Here is a 23307-nt window from a genome sequence, read left to right as displayed (position 1 = left end):
AATGGAAATCGGACCTTCGATTTCCATTGAAATTGCGGGCCCCCCGACCGACTGAACCCGAGAGGCACTGATGAAGAACACACTGCTGCGCCAGGCCCTGGCAGGGCTGCGGCTGCTGCTGGTGGCGACGGTCGTGCTGGGCGTGGCTTATCCGCTGGCGATCTGGGGCATCAGCCGGATCCCGGGGCTGCAGGCCAACGCCGAGGGCTCGCAGATCGTGGTGGACGGCCGGGTCGTCGGCTCATCGCTGATCGGCATCGACCCGGTCCCGGCCGACCCGGCCAACGACCCGTACTTCCACACCCGCCCGGCGGCTTCCGCCGAAGGCAACCTCGGCCCCGGCGACCCGGCCAGCACCGGCGGCTCCAACTACGGCGGAGCCAGCGCGGACCTGCTGGCGGCCGTGCAGGAGCGGCGCGGCGCGATCGCCGCCCGCGAGGGTGTCCGGCCCGAGCAGGTGCCGACCGACGCGGTCACGGCGTCGGCCAGCGGCGTCGACCCGGATATCAGCCCGGCCTACGCGGAGCTGCAGGTGCCTCGGGTGGCGCGCGTCACCGGCCTCCCGCTGGACGAGGTGCGGCGTCTGGTCGCCGAGCACACCAGCGGTGGGGTGATCGCCGAGCGCGTGGTGAACGTGACGACCCTCAACGTCGCCATCAACCGGGCCCGTCACCTGGTGGGTGCACAATTTCGCGAGAATTGTGCGGTCACCCGGGTGAACGTCAATTTCTCGCGAAATTGCGCCCCACCCGGGTGACGACGGAGCATTCGTGCAGCTCGTTGCGGAGTTGGCGGTTCCAACATTGGTGGAGGTCTATTGATCACGGTGCGTGCCTTGCGGCAGCAGCGGATGGGACTGTCCGCTAATAACAGCGGCTCGTAGGAGGCTGAGAGCGTGGCGGAGAAGGGACCACGGCGCGGCGAGCTGCGGATCTACCTCGGTGCGGCACCAGGGGTCGGCAAGACCTACGCGATGCTCAACGAGGCGCACCGACGCCTGGAGCGCGGCACGGACGTGGTGGCCGGCTTCGTCGAGGACCACGGCCGTGCCAAGACCGCGGCGCTGCTCGACGGCTTGGAGGTCGTGTCGCGCCGGCGCGTCAGCCACCGCGGGGTCGAACTGACCGAGATGGACCTCGACGCGCTACTGGCCCGGAAACCGGAGATAGCCGTCGTCGACGAGCTCGCGCACACCAACGTCCCCGGTTCCCGCAACGAGAAGCGCTGGCAGGACATCGACGAGCTGCTCGACGCCGGGATCAACGTGCTGTCCACCGTGAACGTGCAGCACCTGGAGAGCCTCAACGACGTGGTGGAGACGATCACCGGTGTGCGGCAGCAGGAAACCGTGCCGGACGAGGTGGTGCGCCGCGCCGGACAGATCGAACTCGCCGACATCACCCCCGAAGCACTGCGCCGCCGCCTGGCGCACGGCAACGTCTACGCGGCGGACAAGGTCGACGCCGCGCTGGGCAACTACTTCCGCACCGGCAACCTGACGGCGCTGCGCGAGCTCGCGCTCCTGTGGTTGGCAGACCAGGTCGATGTGGCGCTGCGTCGCTACCGCGCGGAGAAGAAGATCACAGCCACCTGGGAAGCCCGCGAACGGGTCGTGGTCGCCGTCACCGGAGGCAGCGAGAGCGAGACGCTGATCCGCCGGGCCCGCCGGATCGCGGCCCGCGCGGGCGCGGAACTGCAGGTCGTGCACGTGTTGCGCGGCGATGGGCTCGCGGGGGCGTCGCCGAGCGGCATCGCCCGCGCCCGGAAGCTGGCCGACGCCGTCGGCGCCAGCTTCCACACCGTAGTCGGCGACGACGTGCCCGAGGCGCTGCTGGAGTTCGCCCGCGCTGCGGACGCCACGCAGCTGGTGATCGGCACCTCGCGACGCTCCCGCTGGGCCCGGCTGTTCGACGAGGGCATCGGGGCCGTCACGGTGCAGAAATCCGGCGCGATCGACGTGCACATGGTCACCCACCCCGAGGCCGGTGGGCGGCGTTTTCTCAAGAAGATCACCCGGAATCCGCTGTCGTCGGCCCGCCAGCTGTGGGGCTGGGTGCTGTCGGTGCTGCTGCCGAGCGCGGTCACGGCGGTGGCCTACTACTTCGGCGACGTCGCGCTGTCCACGGATGTCGTCGGCTACTTTTTGGTCACCGTCATAGTCGCGCTGGTCGGCGGGATGGCGCCGGCGATCGTCGCGGCGCTGCTCTCCGGCGGGCTGCTGAACTTCTTCCTTACCCCGCCGCTTTACACGTTGACCGTGGCCGAGCCGCAGAACCTCGTGACGGTGATCGCGATGATGATCGTCGGCATGCTGGTCGCGTTCATGGTCGACCGGGCGGCGAGGTTGGCAGAGCAGGCCACCAGCGCGCGCACCGAAGCGGCGCTGCTGACCTCCTATGCCCGCACCGTGCTAACCCACCCCGACCCGCTGGCGCGGCTGCTGGAGAAGGTGGTGGAGAACTTCGGCCTGACCTCGGCGACGCTGCTGGAGCGCACCAAGGACGGCTGGCAGGTGGCGGCCTCCACGGCCAAGCAACCCTGCACGAAGCCCGAACAGTCCGATGTGGACATCGAGGTCAACCCGGACGTGCACCTGGTGTTCAAACGACCCGGCCGCAGGCCGCTGCCGGCGGCCGACCGCACGGTCCTGGAAGGCGCGGCCGGGCAGGCTCTGGTCGCGCTGCGCCAGCAACGGATGGCCGCGGACACGCAGGAAGCCCAGCGTCGCGCGGACGCGACCCAGCTGCGCACGGCGCTGCTTTCGGCGGTCGGCCACGACCTGCGCACCCCGCTGGCGTCCATCAAGGCCTCGGTGAGCAGCCTGCGGGCACCCGACCTGCAGTTGTCCGAAGAGGACACCGCCGAGCTGCTCGGCGGGGTGGAGGAGTCCGCGGACCGGCTGACCGAACTGGTGGACAACCTGCTGGACTCCTCCCGGCTGGCGACCGGCGCGATCGCGCCGAGGCTGCGCCCGGTGAGCTACTACGAAGTGGTGGCGCGCGCGCTGGCCGGGCTGGACGGGCGGCAGCACATCGACGTCGACATCGACGAGAGCCTGCCGGCGGTGCTCGCCGACACCGGGCTGCTGGAGCGCGTGGTGGCCAACGTGGTGCAGAACGCCCTGAAGTACGGGCGGCCCGACGGGGCCCGGATCAGCGTGCGGGCCAGCGAGCATGCGGCGCGGGTCGAGCTGCGGGTCGTCGACCACGGGCCGGGGCTGCCGGAGGACGCGGCCGAATCCGTGTTCGCGCCGTTCGAGCGGCTCGGCGAGCACGGCGAGCGCGGCGACACCGGGGTCGCCGGCGTCGGGCTCGGGTTGAGCGTGGCACAAGGTTTCATGACGGCGATGCACGGCACGATCCGCGCCGAGGACACCCCCGGCGGCGGGTTGACAATCGTGCTCTCACTTTCGGCGGTCACCGCGGACGGGCAGGGGAAACGATGACGAGGGTGCTGGTTGTCGACGACGAGCCGCAGCTGCTGCGCGCATTGCGGATCAACCTGACGGCGCGCGGTTACGGGGTGCTGACGGCCGTGGACGGCTCGTCCGCCATGCGCGCGGCCATCGACGGCAAACCCGACGTGGTGGTGCTCGACCTCGGGCTGCCGGACATGGACGGCAGCGAGGTGATCGCGGGCCTGCGCGGCTGGACGACGGTGCCGATCATCGTGCTGTCGGCGCGCACTGACTCCGCCGACAAGGTGCAGGCCCTCGACGCGGGTGCGGACGACTACGTCACGAAGCCGTTCGGCATGGACGAGCTGCTGGCCCGCCTGCGCGCGGCGGTCCGGCGGGCGAACACCAGCGAAGCCGTCGACCAACCGGTGGTGGTGACGGCGACGTTCACGGTGGACCTGTCGGCGAAGAAGGTCCTGCGCGAGGGGATGGAGGTCCACCTGACGCCGACGGAGTGGGGAATGCTGGAGGTCCTGGCCCGCCACCAGGGCCGCCTGGTGGCGCAGAAGCAGCTCCTCAAGGAGGTCTGGGGCCCCCAGTACGCGAACGAAACCCACTACCTGCGCGTCTACCTGGCCCAACTCCGCCGCAAGCTGGAACTGGATCCCAGCCACCCCCGCCACCTGATCACGGAAGCAGGCATGGGCTACCGGTTCGAACCGTGAGCGTCGCGCTTCCCCTGACCGGCGTGCGGACGTCCATTGTGCACTCACGAACTCCGGCAGAGGGGGTGGGGGAGGCCGGTGCGTTCGATGCACGGGGTGTAGCCCGCGTCGCGGAGCTCCGCTCGGGCCGTGTCGCTGCGCAGGTAGTCGATGAAGTGCTTGAGCACCGAGTCGTTCGCCGGGAAGCCCTTCGTGTAGAGGTATTCGACCGTCCAGAACCGGTAGCCCTGGTGGGCGCTGCTGACGTCCGGGTAGCGCCCGTCCAGCTGCGCGATCTTGACCGGTTTGCCCTGAGCCACGGCGATGTTCGCGGCCGGCGTGTCGGTGTAGCCGATCGCGCCCGGCGTGGTGGCGATCTCGTCGACGACCTGCGCCGTCGAACTGCGTTCGCACCGCGTGGTCTGCGCCTGCGGTATTCGTTCGGGCGCTTCGCAGCTGTCCGAGGTGAGCAGCCCCTCGGAACCGTGCAGCACCCGCGTCTCGAAGACTTGCCTCGTGCCGGATTCCTGCCCGCGCCCCACGATGCGGATGGGCAGCGAGGCGCCGTCGCGGAGCTGGCTCCAGTCCCGGTACCGGCCCGCGAAGATGCCCTGGAGTTGCTCGGTGGTGAGCCGGTCGATGCCCGTCGAATCGTTGACGACCACGCCGTAGACGACCAGTGCCAGTGGCTGCGCGACGAGGTCCGGCGAGGGTTCCAGGGCCGGGCCGTCGGACAGCACCGCGAGGTCGTTCTGCGGCCCTGGCGCGGAAAGCGCCCGCACGCCGTCGAGGCTGCCGGTGGGTTGTGCGATGACGTTCGCGCCGCCGCAGGCCTGCGAGTACGCGGTGGCGACGTTGCTCATGATCGGGGCGAAGGCGCTGGAGCCCTCTATGCGCAGCGAGCCGGTGGCGCACGCGACGTCGCTGTCCTGCCGGAAGATCCCGGTGATCAACGTGGTGACCAGCGCTACGGTCAGCAGCGCACCGATCCCGGTGACGGCCAGCGGCCAGGTGATCCGCCGCTGCTGCTTCTCGTCCTTGATGCGCCCGTTGGAGATCCGGCCCGCGAAGCCGATTTCCTTGCTGGTGGAGTCGTCGCCGGTCGCCGGTTCGTCGTCCGGTTCCCGCAGCACCACGACGAGCTTGAACTTCTGGCCGCGCTGCAGGCTGAGCTCCGAGAGCCGGACCCCGTGCCATTGCGGCCCGATCTCGACGGCCGCCGCGGGCTGCGCGGCGACCCAGTTGGCCAGCCGCTGGCCGAGCCGTTCCCGGAGGGTGCCGAGGCTCGGCGGATTCGGGGCGGAACCGGCATCCTGCTTGTCGGTGAAAAAGACCAGGTTGTTGCGGATCCGCTGCCGGATGGTCTTGGTCGGTGCCTCGGAGATCCGCGCGTCCCAGACGATCCGCTTGCCGAAGGTGAACGAGATGTCCTCGGCGAAGTCGTCGGCTTCGATGTCGAAGCTGCCGGTGTTGCGGACGCGGATGATCACGATGCTCATCCGGTCCACCAGCCGCGCGATCCTGATCAGCTGCGGATCGGCGGGCGGAACCTCGCCGTCGTGCAGCTCGATGGGGCTCAACCCGATCTTGGAGTTGTAGAGCACGCGGTAATGGATCCGCTTGCGCCGGATGACGAACCGGTCGACCACGGGAGCGGCGATGGTCGCGGCGGCCAGCACGCCGAGCACCCAACTGCTGACGTGCTCGCCGAACAAGGCGGCTAACGCCTGAACGGTCTCTCCCCAGCTGACCACCTGCAACGCCTCCCCGCGCCCACCGATGATCAAGGAGCGTAAGCGCGGAATCGAGCCCCGAAGGGCTCGATCACCCGCTGTTCACCACAGGTTCAACCTCGTCGTGAGTGCTGATGCCGGTACCTCGCCGTTGACCGGCCACCACTCGACGCGGGCGGTGGTGCGCACGAAGGCCTCGTGAGTGCGAAAGCGGGCTCCAGCCCGCTTTCGCACTCACGACCCACGGAGCGCCTGGTCAGCGGGTCGCGAGGTCGGCTTCGACCTGGGCGATGGCCTCGTCGAAGGCGCGCCGGAAGGCCGCTATCTCCCACGGGTGCAGGCGGAAGGGCTCCATGTCGTCCGGCCCGCACACCTCCAGCTCGCCCGCCCCGACGCCGATCGAGCACACCGCGAGCTCGCCATGCGAAATCCCGGCACCGCAACAACCACTCCCGCCTCGGATCCGACTCCCGGATCGGAGACTCCCCAGCACTAGCCGCCATCTCTACCTCCCGATGTTGTCCGGTGGACACTGGAAATAATCGGTCGCGTTCATTTCTTCTCTCAAGTACACGATTCGGTGATGGATCACTCAGGGGTCCTGGCGATACCGTTTTTCCGTCCGATCAAAGGAGGTTTCAGTGGCGCGTCGTGCAGGCCCTTCGGTTCGCTCCCGTCGGTTGGCGCATGTGTTGCGCAAGCAGCGCATCGCGGCCGGCTTGACGGCGGCGGAGCTTTCGAAAGCGACCGGTATGTCAGCGAGCAAGGTCAGTCGCTTCGAGAACTGCGAGAGCGGGATCTACCTGGATGACCTGGAGAAGCTGCTCGACTTCTACCGGCTGTCGAAGAAGCGTCGCGTGGAGCTGCTGGACATCGCCCGCCACGCAGAGGAGCGCGGCTGGCTGCGGTTGAGCAATGCGAATCTGCCGGAAGATTGGCAGACCTGGACAGATTTTGAAGACGAAGCGAGCGCGCTGTTGAACTACGAGCCGCTGGTTGTTCCTGGTCTGCTACAAACGCCGGAGTACACGAGGGCGATCATTGACGCGACTGGCCAGTTGAGCTCACGGGAAGTTGATTCGCTGGTTTCTGCGCGGATGGCTCGACAAGGTCTGCTCAACAAGGAGGAACCGGTTCACCTGCACGCGATCATCGAAGAGACTGCCCTGACCCGTCCGATCGGCCCAGATGGCGCATTCGAACGGCAGCTTCGACACCTGGTTGATGCGGCATCGCGGCCGCACATCGCGATCCAGGTGATGCCTCATGATGTTGGGCTGCACCCGGGGTTGAACGGTCCCTTCGTGATCTTGGAGTACGGCTCCGAAGCGAGCTTGGTGCTGCTTGAGCACAAGACGGTCAACTTGTTCATGGACGAGGATGACCAGCTGGAGGTGTACTCCTCAGCGTGGGATGAACTTGCCAGCAAGGCGAAAGAGCCGGATGACTCGATCAAGTTCATTCAAGCCCTCATCGCTTGATCGGCACGTGTCATCATGCAGATATGAGTCCCAGTGGCCTATATGCTGCCGTCTGGCGAAAGTCGAGCCGCAGCACCGCGAGTTCCAACTGCGTGGAAGTCGCCTTTGTCGGGGACGCCTGGCGGAAGTCCGGTCGCAGTGTCTCCGGTTCCAACTGTGTCGAGGTCGCCAGGCGGGATGCTGTCGTCGGGGTTCGGGACTCGAAGGATCCCGGCGGGGGTGTGCTGGTGTTTTCCGCTGTGCGGTGGGCCAACTTCGTCGGTGGGCTCATGCGGGTTCGCGCATAGGAGCGTTGGGTTGGTGTGAAGTTTCCGGGAGTTGGTGCGTGGCGGGAAGGCGCGCTGCTAGGGTCGGCTTTCGACCGGGTGATCAGACGCCGCGACCTGGGGGTTTCCCGCGATGACGACGCCAGCACCACCTCCGCCTCCGGTTCCCGGCGGCGCCGGTCAAACCATCACCGTCAACAAGGACAACGTCCTTGAGGTGCGCAAAATCGTCCTCTCGGCGGCTGAGGACGCGCAGTTCAAGCTGTTCAGCCTCGCGCACAACCTGGCTGTAGGCGCTCCCGCCGACGATGAGATCAGCGCGACCGCTGCGGCGGTTTGGACGGCGAACCTGCTGGGCAACCCCGACTCTCATTACGCGCGTCTCGTACAGTACGTGGACAATGTCTTTGAACTGGGAAGACAACTCGAAGAAGCCGCCAAGCAGTACGGCTTCGCAGACGATGAGATCGCTGCGTCGTTCCAGCTGCAGCAGAACCAGGTGTGAGGGGAGTCCCGTGCGGTTGCGCTTCGGGCATGGCTTGATCGGATTGGCTGCGGTCTTCACCCTTGCTGGTTGCACGGTGAACGGCCCGGATCCGGAGCCGACGAGTTCAGCTCCCGCTTCGGAGGCGGCGCCGTCTTCTTCGCTGGACCTTCCGCAGCGCCCGAAAGACCTAGCGATTGCGGGTAAGCAGAACGCGGAGATCTGCACTTGGTTGTCTCCTGAGCAGAAGGCGCCGCTCCAGGTGGGTGGCGGCCGCCCGGTGGTCAAAAACGGGAACAACTACAACGGGTGTTCTTTCGCTGGTGCCGCAGGAAAGGCCCAGTTCGGGATCTCGCTTCGGGTGGTGCCCGAGGGCCTGGACAGTTTCGCGCAGAAAATTTCGGCCGTGAAGGCGAAGACCGCGACGACGTATGCGGTCAACGGCTTCGGTGCCGTACAAGGGCAGGTTCCGGGTGCCGAGAACCTCGGTTGTGCGGTATTCGTCGACGCCGCCGAAGGGCAGACGCTCTACGTGGACCTGAGCCTTACCACCCCCGGCGGCATGAACAACGAGCAGCTGTGCGAGCGGGCGAAGCAGGCCGCCGAGGCGGCCGTGACGACCTTGCAGGGGAGCTAGGGGGAAGTCGTGACCAGCATCGATCCGATCCGCGATATCCGGTTCGAGGGGATGGACATCCCCCAGCTACAGGAATGGATCACGCAGATCAAGCAGGGGCGCGGCGCGGAGTCGATGCAGGGCGCGGTGCGGGCGCTGGACGAGTGCGTGCAGGTGGTCGTCGACCTCGACGAGACGCTGCGCCGCGAGCTCGGGAAGCTGCAGATCGCCTGGGAGGGCAACGCCGGGAGCCTCGCGGCGGCCGCGGTGCAGCAGCAATCCGTCTTCATGGCCGACGCCCCGGATCCCCTGAAGACTTCGGCGGACAGCGTCGACGCGCAGGGGCGGGGCTACGAGTCGGCCCGCAACGGGCTGCCGAACAACGACGAGCTCAAGCACAAGCAGTCGGAGAACGTGCTCGAATGGGCTGGCGGAGCCTTCGGCTACGAGAGCGACTACGACAAAGAAGCCAGGCAGATCGAGGCACAGAAGCAGGCCGCGCAGGCGGCTCTCGTCTCGTACCGCAACACTTCCGTCAACCAGGCGGATTCCTACCAGCCGTTGCCCGAGATGCCGCCGGCCACGGTGGCGGCGCAGTCGGCGTCAGGGACGGGCATGCCGGGAATCGGCGCGGGCGTGGGTTCGGTCGGCGGCTACTACGGCGGCGGCGCGAGCGATGCCGGTGTGCTGGGCGGGGTCGTCGGCGGGGGCAACGCCGGCGGCGGGACCCCGCGCGGTGACCGCACGGCTCCGCCGGTGCCTGGCGACCGGAGCGGCAGCGACCGGCACCCGGACAAGCGCGACACCGGCGGCGAGGCGGACCAGACGCCGGAGGCTGCCGGGACGAGCGGCGGCATCAACACCGGCACGGTGCTCGGCATCGCGGCCGGTGGCGCGGCGGTTGCCGGTGTCGGCGCCTACGCGGCGAGCCGAATGCTCGGCGGCCGCACCCCGGCCGGCGCGGGCGCCGGTGGCGGAACCACCGGGCTGGGCCGGGGCGGTTCGTCCGGCATCGGCGGCGGACCTGGCGACACGGTGGCCGGGCGGGCCGCAGGCAGCACCCCGGGCAGCCGTCCGGGCGCCGGTTCGCTGATGGGTCCGGCGGCGACTCGCGGCGAGAAGCGCAGCGAGGATGCGGAGCACGAGAACAAGTACGTAGCCGAGGAAACCCCGTTCGACGACGAGCGGCTGGTCGCCCCGCCGGTGCTGGGGCACTTCGAGCCGGGCACCGAATCCGACGAAGAATCCGACGACGACGAGCCGAAGAAGCGGGACTGACGTTGCGCCCTGGAGCAGAAGCCGACCCGATCGTGCTCTCCGCGTTGGAATTCGACGTGGTGTGCGAGGCGGAGAAACTCACGGAGCGCCGGCACATCATCCTCAACGTGCCGAGCCCGGGAACGACCTTCACCGAGCGCGCCCAACTCGTCGCGGACGTGTGGGCCGGGCTTCGCCGGCGCCGCCTCGCCGAGACCAACCGCGACCGCGTCGACGTCGACGTCGCCGACCTGCTCGGCCTGCTGAACCGGCCGCAGCGCAGCATCGACGTGCGGATCTGGGCCGACCGGCCGATCCGCGCCCTGGCCTCGGCGAACGGCGCCGCCGGCCTGTTGACCATTGTGGACGGTGACATCGTCGAGCTCACCCCGGTCCGGGGGAGTTCGCTGGCGGCGGCGGCGGTGTCGGTGGCGGGCGAGGTCCCGCCCGGCCCGGGCCGCGCGGTGAGCCTGCCCAACGACATCCTCCGGGAAGCCAGCGACCACGCGGGCCCGAACAGCCCACTGCTGTTCACCGACGAACTCCGAGCCCTGGGCATCGCCCCGGACGACGCCGCCGACGTCGCGAACATGGCCGACGGCATGGGAATCCGCGGCCAGTTCGGCGTGGAGGCCTGCCCGAACCGAGGCGGCAAACCGGAACGGGCCAACAGGGTCGTGGCGTTCCACGATACGGACCGGGGCCGCTACAGCCACGTGGTCCGGCCCAGCGGAGACGGCCGCCGCTGGAGCACGATAGCCCCGGCGGACAACGCGAGAATAGCGGAATACACTAGAGAGCTACTCGCGGAACTCTGGCAAGACTGAAGGCCGTGAGTACTTTTGGGTGCCAGAGCGCCCAGAAGTACTCACGGGCGGTTCGCCAGGTCCGTTGCGCGGAGGTGTGGGTTGGTCGGGTACGTGGAGCTGGTCAAGCGGGCTCGGGAGTTGGCCGCGAGTGGGCAGCGGAAGATCTTGGGGATCGCCGGGGCTCCCGGTGCCGGGAAGGGGACCGTGGCCGAGCGGGTTCTACGGGAGCTCGGCGGCTCCGCCGTTCTCGTGCCGATGGACGGGTTCCACCTGGCCAATGCCCAGTTGCGGCGGCTTGGGCGGGCGGACCGGAAGGGTGCTCCCGACACCTTCGACGCTGCCGGGTACGTCGCGCTGCTGCGGCGGATTCGGGAATGCGGCCCGGACAGCGTTTACGCCCCCGAATTCCGCCGGGAGATCGAGGAATCGTATGCGGGGGCGATTCCTATCGAGCCCGGTGTTCCGCTGGTGATCACCGAAGGCAACTACCTGCTGCTGGACATGCCGCCCTGGTCGGCGGTTCGGGATTTGCTCGACGAAGCCTGGTTCCTCGCGCCTGATGACGATGTCCGGGTGCAGCGGCTTATCGCGCGGCACATCAGTTACGGGCGGACGCCGGACGAGGCCGAGGAGTGGGTTTACGGGAGCGACGAGCGGAATGCCGCGGTCGTCGCGGCGAGTCGGGAGCGGGCCGATCTCGTTGTTGTCGGCGATCCGCAGTGATCTCCCGGCGAGGGTCTGCGTCAGCGTTCGGCGAGTTCCGCCCGCACGTCGCCGGGGATGCGGCCGGTGTGGTCGATGGGCGTCCACGGCTCGCTGCGGATCCACTGCGACCCGCAGCCGCGGCAGGCCAGCAACGGAAACCCGTTGAGCTGCTTGGGAGTCCGGTGCCACGAGCACAGCGACCGGCAGGAGTGCACGGCCAGCGTCATCAGTCGTCACCATCGAACGTCTGCGAGTCGGTGGGATCCGACGTAGTGGGCGGCTCGGTCGTCGGCGTGGGCGGTTTGGTCGGGGTCGTGGGCTCGGTGATCGTCGGCGTCGGCCGCGGCGTAGGAGACGGCGTGGGGTGCGGCTCCGGCGGCATCGGCGCCGGGACATCCGTGGGGGTTTCGCTGCTGGGCACGGGCAACGTGGACGACGACGCGGACTTGCTCCTGCTCTTGGACGTCTCCGAAGCTTCGATGCTGCTCATCTCCGGCGGGGGCAGCAGCGGCGGCGTGGCGAACGTCTCCGCCGGCCGGGACGTGGTGGTCGGCTTCAGCGTGAAGTCCGGCGTCGCCGCGTCGTGCTGCTGCGCGCTGACGACCGCCGCGGCGGTCGTCGCGAAGACGGTGGCCACCGCAATGCCCGACACGGCGAGCATCACCAGGCGCTTCGGCCGGGCGTCCGGGTCTTCCAGCAACATCGGGTCCATGGGTCCCCACTCGTCTCGCCGGGCGGCCTGCCCCGAAACACCCGGCCGCCACCAGAATCGGGCGGATCATACCGGCGTCCCGGGCGGCCGTGGCGGTAGGCGCAAGCCGCCGGAGGTGCCGGACGCGCGGTCGGTGGCCGTGCGGCATCATGCCAGGCGTGACGGATTCGCAGCAGGCGCGGCTGACCGCATGGGTGCACGGGCGGGTGCAGGGCGTCGGCTTCCGCTGGTGGACGCGTGCCCGGGCGCTGGAGCTGGGCCTGGTCGGCAGCGCCACGAACCGGCCCGGCAGCCGGGTCGAGGTGGTTGCCGAAGGTCCCCGGGAAGCTTGCGAGAAGCTGCTGACCGCGCTGCGCTCTGGCGAGACCCCGGGCCACGTCGACCACGTCGCGGAGCAGTGGTCCGACCCCAAGGGCGGCCTGACCGGTTTCATGGAGCGCTGAACGCTTTCGTTTCCGCTCACCAGCGGTTCTGCGCGGTTGCGGACGGCCGCAGCGGTAGGCTCTGCCGGATGTGACCGCCGGTCAACCAGACGAACCACGGGAAGGCCGATCGTAGCCGTGCACCTGAAGAGCCTGACGCTGAAGGGGTTCAAGTCCTTCGCCTCGGCCACCACGCTGCGCTTCGAACCCGGCATCACCTGCGTCGTCGGCCCGAACGGCTCGGGCAAGTCCAACGTGCTCGACGCGCTGACCTGGGTGATGGGCGAGCAGGGTGCGAAGGCGCTGCGCGGCGGCAAGATGGAGGACGTGATCTTCGCGGGCACCGCGGGCCGCGCCCCGCTGGGCCGCGCCGAGGTCACGCTGACCATCGACAACTCCGACGGCGCGCTGCCGATCGAGTACACCGAGGTGTCCATCACCCGCCGGATGTTCCGCGACGGCGCCAGCGAGTACGAGATCAACGGCAACTCGTGCCGGCTGATGGACGTGCAGGAACTGCTGTCGGACTCCGGGATCGGCCGCGAGATGCACGTCATCGTCGGGCAGGGCCAGCTTGCCACGATTCTGCAGGCCAAGCCCGACGAGCACCGCAGGCTCATCGAAGAGGCCGCGGGCGTGCTGAAACACCGCAAGCGCAAAGAGAAAGCGCTGCGCAAGCTCGACGCGATGCAGGCCAACCTGACCCGGTTGACCGACCTGACCAGCGAGCTGCGCCGCCAGCTCAAGCCGCTCGGCAAGCAGGCCGAGATCGCGCGCAAGGCGCAGACCGTCCAGGCCGACCTGCGGGACGCCCGGCTGCGCCTCATCGCCGATGACCTGGTCACCGCCCGCGCCGACCTGGCCCGCGACGAGGCAGACCAGGAAGCCGCGCGGGCCAAGCGCACCGAGGTCGAGCGCGCGCTGCAGTTCGCGCAGTCCGAGGAGAAAACCCTCGAAGAGCAGGTCGCCGCCGACGCGCCGCGGCTGTCCCGGGCGCAGGAGACATGGTACCGGCTATCCGCGCTGGAAGAACGCTTGCACGGCACGCTGCGGCTGGCCGCGGAACGCCACCGGCACCTCACCTCCCAGACCGAGGAGCACCGCCCGGGCCGCGACCCGGACCAGCTCGACGCCGAGGCCGAAGAGGCCGCCGAGCAGGAGGTCGAGCTCCGCGAGCAGGTCGAAGAGGCCCGCGAGGCGCTCCACGAGGTGGTGCAGCGCCGGTCGGAGCTGGAATCCGCGTTGAAGCAGGCCGAGCACGCGCACCTGGCCGCGGTGCGGGCGATCGCCGACCGCCGCGAAGGTGCCGCCCGGTTGTCGGGGCAGGTCGAGTCGTTGCGCGGCAAGGTCAGCGACACCGCGGAGGAGATCGAGCGACTGTCGGACTCGCTGGACGAAGCCACCGGGCGGGCCGAAGAAGCCGAGCGCGCGCTGGCCGACGCCGAAGAGGAGAGCGGCGGCTACGACTCCGACGACGCTGGGCTGCAGGAACGCCGCGAAGGCGCGGCCGAAGCGCGCGACGCCGCGCGGGCCCGCGTCGAGGAGTTGGTGAAGGCCGAGCGGACCGCGGAGCGCGAGATCGCGTCCTGGAAGGCGCGCGTCGAGGCGCTGTCGATGGGCTTGCAGCGCAAGGACGGCGCGGGCGCGCTCATGTCGGCAGGGGACCGGGTGCCGGGCCTGCTCGGCTCGGTGGCGGCGCTGCTCACCGTCGAACCCGGCGCGGAGGCCGCGCTCGCCGCGGCGCTGGGCGCCGTCGCCGACGCCGTCGCGGTTCGCGGCGTCACCGACGCTGTGACGGCCCTTGAACTGCTGAGGGCGGACGAAGCGGGCCGCGCGGGGCTGCTCATCGAATCCGCTGTGGACATGGATCGGTCGGGTTGGCCGCCGCTCGCTGGCTCGGCGCGCTGGGCTGCCGACCTGGTCAGCGCCCCGGGCGGGTTGCGCGGCGCCGTGGCGAAGGCGCTCGACAAGGTCGCGGTCGTGGACACGCTGGCCGACGCCCAGGAACTCGTGCGGCGGCACCCCGAAATCCGCGCCGTCACCACCAGCGGCGATGTCCTCGGCGCGCACTGGGCCGCTGGCGGCTCCGACGACCGGCAGAGCACCATCGAGGTGCAAGCCGCCGTCGACGAAGCCGAACGCGAGCTCGCAGCCGCCGGGCGACGCCTGGAACAGCACTCCGCGGCGTTGGAAGGCGCGCGAGCCGAAGAAGAAGCGCGGCGTGCCGAAGTCCGCGCCGTGCAGGAGCAGATCAACGACGCCAAGGTGCGGCGGGCCCGCAGCACCGAACGGCTGTCCAGCCTGCAACGCGCGGCCCGCGCCGCCACCGCCGAGGTCGACCGGATCCGGCAGCAGCGGGTGAAGATCGAGCAGTCCCGCGAACAATCCCTCGTCAAGCTCGCGGAACTCGAAGAGCGCCTGAGCATCGTCAAAACGGAACAAGACGAAGCGGCGGAACCCGACACCGGCGAACGCGACCGGCTCAGCACCGAGCTGAATGCGGCGCGGCAACAGGAAATGGAAGCCCGCCTCACCCAGCGCACCGCCGAAGAGCGGGCGCGCGCCGTGCAGGGACGCGCCGATCAACTGCGCCGCGCGGCCCGCCACGAGCGCGAAGCGCGTTCCCGCGCGGAAGCGGCGCGCAAGGCGCGGGAACGCGCAGCGCGCGTGACGCAGGCCGTTGTCACCGGCTGCGAGACAGCGCTGGAGCGCATCGCGCTGTCGCTGAGCGCCGCGACGGAGGAGCGGGACGTCGCGCAGGCGAAGCAGAGCGAGCACGAGCAGGCGCTCGGCGCCGTGCGAGCGCGAGTGCGAGTGCTCAGCGGGGAGCTGGAGAAGCTAACCGATGCGGTGCACCGCGACGAAGTCGTGCGTGCGGAGCAGCGGTTGCGGATCGAGCAGCTGGAAACCAAGATCATCGAGGACTTCGGAATCGGGCTGGACGACCTGGTCGACGAATACGGCCCCACCGTGCCGATTCCGCCGGGACCCGCCGAGATCGCCGAGTACGAGGCTGCCAAGGAACGCGGCGAGGAGGTCAGCGCGCCGCCGCCGGTGCCGTTCGACCGGGCCACCCAGGAGCGCCGGGCCAAGCGCGCCGAGAAGGACCTCTCCCTGCTGGGCAAGGTGAACCCGCTGGCGCTGGAGGAGTTCGCCGCGCTGGAGGAGCGCTACAAGTTCCTGTCCACCCAGCTCGAAGACCTCAAGGACAGCCGCCGCGACCTGCTCAGCGTGGTCAAGGAGGTCGACGACAAGATCCTCGAGGTCTTCACCTCGGCCTTCTACGACGTGGCGAGGGAATTCGAGACGGTCTTCAAGGTGCTGTTCCCCGGCGGCGACGGGCGGCTGCTCCTCACCGACGAGAACGACCTGCTGACCACCGGCGTCGAGGTCGAGGCCCGGCCGCCGGGCAAGAAGGTCAAGCGCCTGTCGCTGCTGTCCGGTGGCGAGAAGTCGCTGACCGCGGTGGCCATGCTGGTGTCGATCTTCCGCGCCCGCCCGTCGCCGTTCTACGTGATGGACGAGGTCGAGGCGGCGCTCGACGACACCAACCTGCGGCGCCTGATCACGCTCCTCGACCAGCTGCGCACGACCTCCCAGCTGATCATCATCACCCACCAGAAGCCGACGATGGAGATCGCCGACGCCCTGTACGGCGTGACAATGCGCGGCGACGGCATTACGCAGGTGATTTCCCAACGCCTGCGCGGCAATTCTGGCAAGAAGCGCAAGGACGGCGCCCCAGATGAGCCCGCCGAAGGCGACGTCGCAGCGGTGCTGGACGCGCCGGGTGTGACGTCAGGTGGCACCGACGGCGGCGCTGTTGCGGCGTCGGAAAGTGCTGCGCGAGAACCGGGTCCCGGCACAGAGTAGTCGTGCCGCCGCCAGGAACCGGTCAGCCGGTGGTGCCGAGGGCGTAGCCGACGCCGAAGGCGACGAGCGCCGCGACCAGTGCGAGGCCGAACGCCACCGACCAGCCCGGCTGCGCCTGCGGCCGACGGTCCCGCGACGGCTTTGACGGTGAAATCCGCTGCGGCGCAGCGCGATTCCACAACTCCGGCCGCCCCAGCTCGGCCTGGCAGGGCGCGCACTCCCACAGATGGGTGCGCACCATGAGCCACTCGACGTCGCCTAACGCGTCCGCCGAATACGCGCCGAGCTTTGCCCGGAGATCCGCATGATCGATGTTCTGCACCGCAGCCCCCATCCGCAGCCACGCTGATCGTTTGGGTAGATCATCGACCTGGCGGGACTGCCGCTGAAGGCCAGGGCCGGGTATTAGAGCCTGTCGGCGAATGCCGTACGCGCCTTGGAAGCGGCGTAGCCGCTTGCATTCAGCTTGCCAAGACGACCATCGGCGGGTTCTGAGAGACTGTTGGGTAACTGGGGCGACACTGAGCGTGGCGTGATGTTGATCACGGTCGGTGTGTCGAGATGACAAAGAGATCATCCCCGCCGTGATCTTGTTGTGTGTGCAACTGCGATACCGGCGGGGATGATCGCCGCCCATGTTATCCGTCCAGTCTGACCGATGAGGTGTGGGCGGTCCTGGAGCCGTTGATGCCGGTACGAGACCGCCGAAAGGGCGGTATGGCAAGGAAATACGACGATCGCCTGGTGCTGGACGGGATCTTCTACGTGCTGCGTTCGGGTTGTCAGTGGCGGATGATTCCCCGTGATCTGCTGCCCTGGGACGCGGCCTATCGCTGGTTTCGGGACTGGAGTGCCGACGGCACGATCGACCGTGTCCACGACGCGCTGCGCGATCAGGTTCGGCGCCAGGCCGGACGCACGGCGGACCCGTCGGCGGCCGTGCTCGACGCCCAGTCCATCAAAAGCAGCGAGGGAGGGCAGGAACGCGGGTTCGATATGGGCAAGAAAACGACAGGCCGCAAACGGCACCTGGTCGTGGACACCCTCGGCCTGCTGCTGGTCGTCATGGTCACCTCCGCATCGGTGCAGGACCGCGCGGAGCGCGGCGGGCGCGAGATCCTGCGACGCCTGGCGGCCCGGTTCCCCTCGATCGCTCTGGTGTGGGCCGATGGCGGATACGCCAACTCCGTCGTCAACGGCCTGCTGGCCTGGGCGAAGGAAAAACTCGGACTGGTACTGGAAATCGTCAAACGCAGCGACGATGTCAAGGGGTTCCAGGTGCTACCACGTAGGTGGGTGGTCGAACGAACTTTTGGGTGGCTGATCCGCAACCGTCGCCTCGCCCGCGACTACGAACGCCTGACCGCGAACTCCGAAAACATGATCAAACTCGCGATGATCCGCCTCATGGCCACCCGGCTCGCCGGCCAGAGCATCCGGTGGTCCAACGCCACCGAACGCGAAGCCGCCCGCCGACTCACCGCCGAAACCAACATCGCTGCGTAACCACCCAGTTACCCAACAGTCTCTGAGAGGTTTTCTGGCGAGGACGGCCCCTCCGCCGTGTATTGGACATACATCAGGAGGGGCACCCGCAGTCCAGGGAACCTCTCAGGTTCCGCTAAGCGACCACCCACCCAGACCATTCACGAGTCAGGCTCTCAGTGTGGTCGGCCACCTCGGTTTCAACGCCCGGATCCGGATGCGGGACGATGTTTCCGCGGTCCGGCATCGATCCTCGGGGGCAGATGTCGACCGGACACCGGGCGCGGATGTTCCCGCATCACCCCGAGTGCGGGGTCCCACCAGGTACAGGAGGCTTCCATGACCAACCCGTACGGCCCCCCGCCGGGGCAGCAGCCATATCCGCCGCAGGGCCAGCCGATGCCACAGCCCGGTGGTTATGGCCCGCCGTCCGGCCCGATGCCGCAGCTGGGCGGCTACCCGCAGCCCCAGATGCAGCCGGGAATGCAGCAGCCCATGCCGCAGCAGGGCGGGTACCCGCCGCAGCCGCCGGCTCCGGCCGCGCCGCAGGGCCAACCGATGGCGCCGCCCCCGCCCGGCATGGGGCGCATCGTGATCGACTGCTCGTACTTCTGGCTCGCGTTCATGCTGATGTTCTTCAAGCCGCAGGTCACCATCAACGGGCAGCCGGGGCCGATCTTGACCTGGGGCAAGACGCCGGTCGACCTGCCGCCCGGCCAGTACCAGATCGGGATCCACGTCAACTACCTGTGGCGGGTCGGCGAGGCGACCGCGGTCATCCCGGTCAACGCCGGCCAGCAGGTCGACGTCCACTATGCGGCTCCGGTGATCGTCTTCATGAACGGTGCCATCGGCCCGACCCCGCAGAAGGCGCCGGGCGTGGCCCTGGCCCTGGGGGTCATGGGCGGCAGCCTGGCGCTGTGCTTCCTGATCACCCTGCTGTCGATCATCTCGATCGCGGCCAGCTGAGCCGAGCGCCTGACTGCCGTGAGTGTTTTTGGGTCCTATGACACCCAAAAACACTCACGGGCGTTCTTCGACCCGCTGCATGGCGGCTTCGGGCGCCGGCCGGGGGTGGCGCAGCGACCGGAGCCCGCCCACCACGAGCGTCACGATGACGCCGAGTGGCGTGTACCAGGGGAAGGCCAGCGCCTTCTCGCCGCCCTCGCCGTCGGGGAAGGTCACCCCGAGCACGAAGAACAACACCACCACGATCGTCGCCACGAATGCGATCACCGCATCCGACTGCCGGGCCCGCTTCACCAGCAGCCCCAGCAGGAAAGCGCCCAGCAGCGCGCCGTAGGTGTAGCTGGCGATGCTCAGGCCGACCTCGACCACCGGGTTCTCGGTGCTGCTGAACATCGACGCGAAGACCACGAACACCACGGCCCAGACGAGCGTCCAGCCCTTGCCCATCCGCAGGATCGTCGAGTCGTCGAGCTTGCGCTTCGAAATCCGCTGGTAGAGGTCGCTGACCGTGGACGTGGACAGCGAGTTCAACGAGGATGCCAGGGTGCTCATCGCGGCGGCCAGGATGCCGGCGATCATCAGCCCGGAAAGCCCGGGCGGGAGATCGTTGACGATGAACTGCGGGAACAGCTCGTCCTTGCTGGCCATTCCGAGCGCGGCGGGCTTGGCACCGTTGAAGAACGACCACAGCATCGTGCCGATGAACAGGAACAGGGCGAACTGCAGGAACACCACGACGCCACTGGCGATCAGCGCTCGCTGGCTGTCCCGGAGGTTCCGGCAGGCGAGCAGCCGCTGCACCATCAGCTGGTCGGCGCCGTGCGAGGCCATCGCGAACACGGCCCCGCCGATCACGGCGGTGAAGAACGCGTACTGGTTCGTGATGATCGACGAGCCGAAGTCCAGTAGCTCGAACTTGCCCGAGGCGAACGCGGTCGACATCCAGTCCCCGGGCAACCGGCCGGCGAGCACCACTGCGGCGAGGACCGAGCCGCCGATGTAGACCGCCATCTGGATGGCGTCGACCCACACCACGGCCTTGATGCCGCCGAGGTAGGTGTAGATCACCGTCAACACCGACAGGATCAGCACGATCTGCCAGTACGCCATGTGCACGCCGAACGCGGCCAGCATCACCTTCACCGGGATCGCGGTGGCGAACAGCCGCAGTCCGTCGGCCAGCAGCCGGGTCACCAGGAACGTCACCGAGGCGGTGCCCTGCAAACCGGAACCGAACCGCCGGCCGAGGAACTCGTAGGCGCTGACCAGGTTTCCGGCGTAGTACTTGGGCAGCAGCACGAACGCCACCACGATCCGGCCGATCAGGTACCCGATCGCGAGCTGCAGGTAGGTGAAGCTGCCGAGGTACGCCACCGTCGGAACGCTGATCACCGTCAGCGTCGAGGTCTCGGTGGCGACCACCGAGAAGCACACCGCCCACCAGGGCAGCTGGCGGCTGCCGATGAAGTAGTCCCGCGAGCTGCGCTGCCGCCCGCTGAGAAGCAACCCGAGTACCGGCATCGCGACCAGGTACAACCCGATCACGATGAGGTCGACAGATCGCATTGGAGCCTCCTAGGCGGTGTGGCCGGGCTGCAGTCGCAGCCGCCTCGGCTGCTGGATGGCGGGTTCGGGCAACCGCAGGGGACCGGAGCCCGGGGTGATGCTCCCCAGCAGCCGCGGTCCGGCGGCGCCGGTGGTGCCCGGCGTGTTGCCGGTGATGCCGTGCCAGGTCAGGAATCCGAGCAGCGCCGTCAGGTGCGCTTCCTTGCTGTCGGCGGGCAGCCCGAGGTCGTCGCTGACGACGAGCGGAGCGTCCAGCCGACGGCGCAAGGCGGCCAGCAGGACGGGATTGCGCACCCCGCCGCCGGACGCGACGACCTTCGCCGCGTGCTCGGTGCGGCAGGCGTCGGCGATGGTGCGCGCGGTGAGCTCGGTCAGCGTCGCCACCAGGTCGCCATCGCCGACCTCGGCGGGCAGCTTGTCCAGCGTCCGGGCCAGGTAATCGGCGTTGAAGTGCTCCTTGCCGGTGGACTTCGGTGCCGACCGCCGGTAGTAGCCGTCGGAGAGCAGCAGTTCGAGCAGTTCGGGGTGCACGGTGCCGGTGGCCGCGATGCGCCCGTCGGTGTCCTGCGGGGTACCGGTGATCTGCCCGGCCGCGAGGTCGATCAGCGCGTTGCCCGGGCCGGTGTCGTAGGCCAGCGGGCGCCGGCCGCCGACGACGGTGATATTGGCGATGCCGCCGATGTTCAGGGCGATGGTCGTGCCGGGCTCGTCGGCCAGCCACAGCGCGTCGAACATGCCCGCCAGCGGGGCGCCCTGGCCGCCGGCGGCGACGTCCCGGGCGCGCAGGTCGGACACCACGGGCAGCCCGGTGGCCTCGGAGATCCACGCTGGCTGCCCGATCTGCAAGGTGCCGCGGACCCGTCCGCTGCCTTGGACCCAGTGGTAGATCGTCTGGCCCAGCGACCCGACGAGGTCCGCGCGGCCTCCCGCGAGCTCCACCCCGAGGCGGGCCGCCGCCGCCAGCTGCTGGCCCACGTAGGTGTCGAGCCGGCACAGGTCTTCGGCGCTGCAAGCGGCGGGCGGAAGCACGGCGGGCAACTTCTCGCGCAGGACTTCCGGGTAGGGAACAACGGTGGCTCCCAGCGGGCGGAGCTCCACGGTGTCGCCGTCCAGCCGCAGTTCGGCAGCTGCCACGTCGACGCCGTCCATCGACGTGCCGGAGAGCAGTCCGATTACCCGCCACCAAGCCACGTATGTGGTGTATTCCACACCGGCCGGTAAACGCAAGCGTATCGCGGGCATTGTTGGTGAATTGCTCACTTAGTGTGCCGGAATTTTCCGGTGCCCGATTCCGCCCCCGGCGCGGTGGGCGGTGGCTGCGACTCGCCTCGTGCGCTGGGCGCGTTCAGGGGCCGGTATGACCAGGTGGGAGGATGGGTCCGTGACCACCTCAACCCTGATTCTGATCATCGTCGCCGTCGTGGTGGTGCTGGCGATCGCCGTGGTCGCCGGTGTCGTGCTCAACCGCCGGCGGCGGATCAGCCTGAGCGAACGGGACGAAAACGCCGGCCCGACCGAGGCCGTCAAGGGCGGCGGATATCGCGCCGACGGCGGAATCAGCCTGTCCAGCGGCGGCACCACCACGGCGGCTCCGCCGGAGCATCCTGCAGGCGAGCGCACCGAGATGGAGGGCCAGCCCGGGGTAGGCGACGACGCGGCGGTGCCCCGCGACAGCGAGCGCCGCGGCATCGTGGATGTGCAGCTGCCGGACGGCTCGACGGCGACCGAAGAGGCACCGGTCGAGGAGCCTCCGGCGAAGGAACCGCCGGTCGAGGTCCCGCCGGTCGAGGTCCCGGAGCAGGAACGCGTCGAGCCGGTGCCGGAGCCGGCGCCCGCGGTGCCCGAGGAGATCGAGGAGATCGAGCCGACCTCGGGGCGGCTGGAGCGGCTGCGCGGCCGGCTCTCCCGCTCCCGGTCGACCTTCGGCCAGGGCCTGCTGGGCCTGCTCGGCGCGGGCGACCTCGACGAGGACTCCTGGGAGGAGATCGAGGACACCCTCCTGCTGGCCGACCTGGGCGCGGCGACCACCACGGAGATCACCGAGCGGCTGCGCACCGAGATCGCCACGCGCGGCATCCGGACCCCGGACGAGGCGCGCGCACTGCTGCGCGAGGTCCTGGTGGACGCCCTCGGCCCGGATATGGAGCGCGCGGTCCAGGCGCTGCCGCACGGCAACCCGGCCGACGGCGGGAAACCGGCCGTGGTGCTGGTCGTCGGGGTCAACGGCACCGGCAAGACCACCACCACCGGCAAGCTGGCGCGGGTGCTGGTCGCGGACGGGCGGACGGTGCTGCTCGGCGCGGCCGACACGTTCCGCGCCGCGGCCGTCGAGCAGCTCGCCACCTGGGGGCACCGGGTGGGTGCCGAGGTGGTGCGCGGAAAGGAAGGCGCCGACCCGGCGAGCGTGGCGTTCGAGGCGGTCAGCCGCGGCAGCGACACCGCGGTGGACGCGGTCCTGGTCGACACCGCGGGCCGGCTGCACACGAAGACGGGCCTGATGGACGAGCTGGGCAAGGTCAAGCGCGTCGTGGAGAAGAAGGCCCAGGTCGACGAGGTGCTTCTGGTGCTGGACGCGACGACGGGCCAGAACGGCCTGACGCAGGCGCGGGTGTTCTCCGACGTCGTCGCCGTGACGGGCATCGCGCTGACCAAGCTGGACGGCACGGCCAAGGGCGGCATCGTCTTCCAGGTCCAGCGGGAGCTTGGTGTCCCGGTGAAGCTGGTGGGCCTCGGAGAAGGCCCGGACGACCTGGCGCCCTTCGAACCAGGAGCCTTCGTGGACGCCCTCCTGGGCTGACCCACCGACACCGCGGCCCCCGCACCACCCC

General features: G+C 69.2%; 22 protein-coding genes. 15 read left to right on the top strand and 7 right to left on the bottom strand.

Translation table 11 applies throughout. The features are described from left to right. Nucleotides 1-70: 70 nt before the first annotated feature. The 3 genes from ACRXBZ_RS12465 (at nt 71) to ACRXBZ_RS12455 (ending at nt 4122) form a co-directional block, all read left to right on the top strand. Nucleotides 71-757, top strand: coding sequence for a potassium-transporting ATPase subunit C (locus ACRXBZ_RS12465; RefSeq protein ID WP_433879268.1), 687 nt, complete (start codon nt 71-73; stop codon nt 755-757). A gap of 138 nt (nt 758-895) precedes the next feature. Next, entirely contained in the window at nt 896-3445 is a 2550-nt protein-coding gene (locus ACRXBZ_RS12460) for a DUF4118 domain-containing protein (protein ID WP_433879267.1), read from the top strand. Further along, nucleotides 3442-4122 (top strand): response regulator, encoded by a 681-nt coding sequence (locus ACRXBZ_RS12455; RefSeq protein ID WP_433879266.1) that lies wholly within the window; start codon nt 3442-3444, stop codon nt 4120-4122. Before ACRXBZ_RS12460 ends, ACRXBZ_RS12455 begins: the two co-directional genes overlap by 4 nt. A 44-nt stretch (nt 4123-4166) precedes the next feature. On the opposite strand, the gene ACRXBZ_RS12450 is transcribed toward ACRXBZ_RS12455, so the two are convergent. Further along, on the bottom strand, nt 4167-5855 hold the full coding sequence (locus ACRXBZ_RS12450; RefSeq protein WP_433879265.1) for a PstS family phosphate ABC transporter substrate-binding protein: 1689 nt from the start codon (nt 5853-5855) through the stop codon (nt 4167-4169). A gap of 235 nt (nt 5856-6090) precedes the next feature. After that, nucleotides 6091-6243: a hypothetical protein gene (locus ACRXBZ_RS12445; RefSeq protein WP_433879264.1), complete on the bottom strand. Its 153-nt coding sequence runs from the start codon at nt 6241-6243 to the stop codon at nt 6091-6093. 280 nt (nt 6244-6523) lie between these two features. Between ACRXBZ_RS12445 and ACRXBZ_RS12440 the strand changes: the two genes are divergently transcribed. The 7 genes from ACRXBZ_RS12440 to ACRXBZ_RS12410 all read left to right on the top strand — a co-directional run bounded on the left by ACRXBZ_RS12440 (nt 6524) and on the right by ACRXBZ_RS12410 (nt 11470). Then, nucleotides 6524-7315 (top strand): helix-turn-helix domain-containing protein, encoded by a 792-nt coding sequence (locus ACRXBZ_RS12440; RefSeq protein WP_433879263.1) that lies wholly within the window; start codon nt 6524-6526, stop codon nt 7313-7315. Between the two features lie 23 nt (nt 7316-7338). Next, nucleotides 7339-7602 carry a DUF397 domain-containing protein gene (locus tag ACRXBZ_RS12435; protein ID WP_433879262.1) on the top strand — a complete coding sequence of 88 codons (264 nt, stop codon included), beginning with the start codon at nt 7339-7341 and terminating at the stop codon, nt 7600-7602. Nucleotides 7603-7714: 112 nt separating this feature from the next. Beyond that, nucleotides 7715-8086, top strand: a complete 372-nt coding sequence (locus tag ACRXBZ_RS12430; RefSeq protein WP_433879261.1) for a hypothetical protein — start codon at nt 7715-7717, stop codon at nt 8084-8086. A gap of 10 nt (nt 8087-8096) precedes the next feature. Continuing rightward, entirely contained in the window at nt 8097-8702 is a 606-nt protein-coding gene (locus ACRXBZ_RS12425) for a DUF3558 domain-containing protein (protein ID WP_433879260.1), read from the top strand. Nucleotides 8703-8711: 9 nt separating this feature from the next. Further along, nucleotides 8712-9959: a PPE domain-containing protein gene (locus tag ACRXBZ_RS12420; RefSeq protein ID WP_433879259.1), complete on the top strand. Its 1248-nt coding sequence runs from the start codon at nt 8712-8714 to the stop codon at nt 9957-9959. Between the two features lie 2 nt (nt 9960-9961). Next, nucleotides 9962-10765, top strand: coding sequence for an ESX secretion-associated protein EspG (locus tag ACRXBZ_RS12415; protein ID WP_433879258.1), 804 nt, complete (start codon nt 9962-9964; stop codon nt 10763-10765). 81 nt (nt 10766-10846) lie between these two features. Continuing rightward, nucleotides 10847-11470: a nucleoside/nucleotide kinase family protein gene (locus tag ACRXBZ_RS12410; RefSeq protein ID WP_433879257.1), complete on the top strand. Its 624-nt coding sequence runs from the start codon at nt 10847-10849 to the stop codon at nt 11468-11470. Nucleotides 11471-11490: 20 nt separating this feature from the next. On the opposite strand, the gene ACRXBZ_RS12405 is transcribed toward ACRXBZ_RS12410, so the two are convergent. Both ACRXBZ_RS12405 and ACRXBZ_RS12400 read right to left on the bottom strand, forming a co-directional pair. Next, complete coding sequence (locus tag ACRXBZ_RS12405; RefSeq protein ID WP_433879256.1) at nt 11491-11679, bottom strand: hypothetical protein; 189 nt, start codon at nt 11677-11679, stop codon at nt 11491-11493. Then, entirely contained in the window at nt 11679-12164 is a 486-nt protein-coding gene (locus ACRXBZ_RS12400; RefSeq protein ID WP_433879255.1) for a hypothetical protein, read from the bottom strand. Before ACRXBZ_RS12400 ends, ACRXBZ_RS12405 begins: the two co-directional genes overlap by 1 nt. 149 nt (nt 12165-12313) lie before the next feature. Here ACRXBZ_RS12400 and ACRXBZ_RS12395 point away from each other — a divergent pair, with 149 nt between their 5' ends. Both ACRXBZ_RS12395 and smc read left to right on the top strand, forming a co-directional pair. Continuing rightward, the gene (locus ACRXBZ_RS12395; RefSeq protein WP_433879254.1) at nt 12314-12607 is read left to right on the top strand and encodes an acylphosphatase; all 294 of its coding nucleotides are present in this window, start codon (nt 12314-12316) and stop codon (nt 12605-12607) included. 117 nt (nt 12608-12724) lie between these two features. Continuing rightward, nucleotides 12725-16459 carry a chromosome segregation protein SMC gene (gene smc, locus ACRXBZ_RS12390; RefSeq protein ID WP_433879253.1) on the top strand — a complete coding sequence of 1245 codons (3735 nt, stop codon included), beginning with the start codon at nt 12725-12727 and terminating at the stop codon, nt 16457-16459. A gap of 22 nt (nt 16460-16481) precedes the next feature. Here smc and ACRXBZ_RS12385 read toward each other — a convergent pair whose 3' ends face one another. Then, complete coding sequence (locus ACRXBZ_RS12385) at nt 16482-16781, bottom strand: hypothetical protein (RefSeq protein ID WP_168584969.1); 300 nt, start codon at nt 16779-16781, stop codon at nt 16482-16484. Nucleotides 16782-17056: 275 nt separating this feature from the next. Between ACRXBZ_RS12385 and ACRXBZ_RS12380 the strand changes: the two genes are divergently transcribed. Together ACRXBZ_RS12380 and ACRXBZ_RS12375 are read left to right on the top strand one after the other, a co-directional pair. Next, complete coding sequence (locus tag ACRXBZ_RS12380) at nt 17057-17965, top strand: IS5 family transposase (protein ID WP_433877464.1); 909 nt, start codon at nt 17057-17059, stop codon at nt 17963-17965. A gap of 318 nt (nt 17966-18283) precedes the next feature. Then, complete coding sequence (locus ACRXBZ_RS12375) at nt 18284-18913, top strand: hypothetical protein (RefSeq protein WP_433879252.1); 630 nt, start codon at nt 18284-18286, stop codon at nt 18911-18913. A 54-nt stretch (nt 18914-18967) separates the two neighbouring features. Here the strand turns inward: ACRXBZ_RS12375 and ACRXBZ_RS12370 are convergent, their stop codons facing one another. After that, nucleotides 18968-20479: a sodium:solute symporter gene (locus tag ACRXBZ_RS12370; RefSeq protein WP_433879251.1), complete on the bottom strand. Its 1512-nt coding sequence runs from the start codon at nt 20477-20479 to the stop codon at nt 18968-18970. 9 nt (nt 20480-20488) lie between these two features. Continuing rightward, nucleotides 20489-21721, bottom strand: coding sequence for an anhydro-N-acetylmuramic acid kinase (locus ACRXBZ_RS12365; RefSeq protein WP_433879250.1), 1233 nt, complete (start codon nt 21719-21721; stop codon nt 20489-20491). Between the two features lie 139 nt (nt 21722-21860). Between ACRXBZ_RS12365 and ftsY the strand changes: the two genes are divergently transcribed. After that, nucleotides 21861-23276: a signal recognition particle-docking protein FtsY gene (gene ftsY, locus ACRXBZ_RS12360; protein WP_433879249.1), complete on the top strand. Its 1416-nt coding sequence runs from the start codon at nt 21861-21863 to the stop codon at nt 23274-23276. Nucleotides 23277-23307: the final 31 nt, after the last annotated feature.

The sequence above is a fragment of the Saccharopolyspora hattusasensis genome, assembly GCF_050972075.1.
GTDB lineage: Bacteria > Actinomycetota > Actinomycetes > Mycobacteriales > Pseudonocardiaceae > Saccharopolyspora > Saccharopolyspora hattusasensis.
The sequence above is the reverse complement of the archived record's forward strand: the minus strand, read 5'-3'. Positions and strand labels throughout refer to the sequence as shown.